Annotated in this window: 1 protein-coding gene; it reads right to left on the bottom strand. The window is 71.0% G+C overall.

The genetic code is table 11. The annotated features are described in order from the left end of the window. Positions 1–50 precede the first annotated feature (50 nt). Positions 51–1,850, bottom strand: coding sequence for a DEAD/DEAH box helicase (locus AB8Z36_RS38625; protein WP_369218035.1), 1,800 nt, complete (start codon positions 1,848–1,850; stop codon positions 51–53). Positions 1,851–2,163: the final 313 nt, after the last annotated feature.

Raw genomic sequence — 2,163 nt, 5'->3', positions numbered from 1 at the left:
CCTCCCCACTCGGAACGCCCCGCTCCTGACCCACGGGAAGGCCCCGCTGGTCACCGCATGCGCGTGGCCCACTCCTGCACCTTCTCGATGCGCTGCCGGAGCTGCCCCGCCGTGGCCTCCGCGCTCGGCGGCCCTCCGCAGGTGCGCCGCAGCTCCGTGTGGATGACGCCGTGCGGCTTCCCGCTCTGGTGTACGTACGCGCCCACCATCGTGTTCAGCTGCTTGCGCAGTCCGAGCAGTTCCTTGTGGGAGACGACCGGGCGCCGCTCGGCGGGCAGTTCGAGGAGGTCGGCCTCCTCGTCGGGCCGCTTCTTGCTGTGGGCGATCTGCCGGGCCTGCCGCTTCTGGAGCAGCATCTGCACCTGGTCGGGTTCGAGGAGCCCGGGAATGCCGAGGTAGTCCTGCTCCTCCTCGCTGCCGGGGTGCGCCTGCATGCCGAACTCGGCGCCGTCGAAGAGCACCCGGTCGAAGACGGCCTCGGACTCCAGCGCCTCGAAGGAGAACTGCTCCTGCTCGCCGGTGTCCTCGTCCTGCTCCTTGTTCGCCTCGTCCATCTCCGCCTCGGACTCGGCGTAGGGGTCCTCCTCCCCCTCCTTCTTCGGCTTGTCGAGGGCGTGGTCGCGCTCGACCTCCATCTCGTTGGCGAAGGTGAGGAGGTCGGGGACGGTCGGCAGGAAGACGGACGCGGTCTCGCCGCGCCGCCTGGAGCGCACGAAGCGGCCGACGGCCTGCGCGAAGAAGAGCGGCGTGGAGATCGTGGTGGCGTACACGCCGACGGCGAGGCGGGGCACGTCGACGCCCTCGGATACCATGCGGACCGCGACCATCCACCGGTCGGTGCCCTCGCTGAAGTCGTCGATGCGCTGGGAGGCGCCCGCGTCGTCGGAGAGGACGACGGTCGCCTTCGTACCGGTGATCTCCCGGATCAGCTTGGCGTAGGCGCGCGCGGAGTCCTGGTCGGAGGCGATGACGAGGCCGCCCGCGTCGGGGATGGCCTTCCTGACCTCGGTGAGCCGCTTGTCGGCGGCCTTGAGGACGTTCGGCATCCACTCGCCGCGGGCGTCGAGCGCGGTGCGCCAGGCCTGGCTGACGGCGTCCTTGGTCATCGGCTCGCCGAGCCGCGCGGCGATCTCGTCACCGGCCTTGGTGCGCCAGCGCATGTTCCCGGAGTACGACAGGAAGATGACGGGCCGCACGACGCCGTCGCCGAGGGCGCTGCCGTAGCCGTAGGTGTAGTCGGCCGAGGAGCGCCGGATGCCGTCGTTGCCCTCCTCGTACGTGACGAAGGGAATGGGGTTGGTGTCGGACCGGAACGGCGTACCGGTCAGCGCGAGGCGCCGGGTGGCGGGCTCGAACGCCTCCAGGCAGGCCTCGCCCCACGACTTGCTGTCGCCCGCGTGGTGGATCTCGTCGAGGATGACGAGCGTCTTGCGCTGCTCGGATCGGTTGCGGTGCAGCATCGGGCGGACGCCGACACCGGCGTAGGTGACGGCGACGCCGTGGTACTCCTTGCTGAGCGGGCCCGCGCTGTACTCCGGGTCCAGCTTGATCCCTATACGGGCGGCGGCCTCCGCCCACTGCTTCTTCAGGTGCTCGGTGGGGGCGACCACGGTGACCTGCTGCACGACGTGGTGGTGCAGGAGCCAGGACGCGAGGGTGAGCGCGAACGTCGTCTTGCCGGCGCCGGGGGTGGCGACGGCGAGGAAGTCTCGCGGCTGCTCCTGGAGGTACCGCTCCATCGCCCCCTGCTGCCAGGCACGCAGCTTGTTGGCGGTGCCCCAGGGGGCGCGGCCGGGGAAGGCGGGCGAGAGGTGGTGGGAGGAGTTGGCGGCGGCGCTGGTGGTAGTCACGGTCTCCGGGTTTTGACTGCTCGGGTACGTACGACAACCGGGCCACCCTACCGGTGCGGAGTTGACCCCCGACCGTCCCGACGACGTACGCACCGCGGGGTGCGACAGGCATCACACGGCYTCTGGCCAGGGGCCCGCGGGACTGCGCCGACCAGCCCGGGCTTGACTGCTCGGGTACGTACGACAACCGGGCCACCCTACCGGTGCGGAGTTGACCCCCGACCGTCCCGACGACGTACGCACCGCGGGGTGCGACAGGCGTCACACGGCTCGTGTCCTGGAGGCCTTGCGTCCGCCCCGACCAGCCCGGGCG

Source organism: Streptomyces flavofungini, assembly GCF_041028215.1.
GTDB lineage: Bacteria > Actinomycetota > Actinomycetes > Streptomycetales > Streptomycetaceae > Streptomyces > Streptomyces flavofungini_B.
The sequence above is the reverse complement of the archived record's forward strand: the minus strand, read 5'-3'. Positions and strand labels throughout refer to the sequence as shown.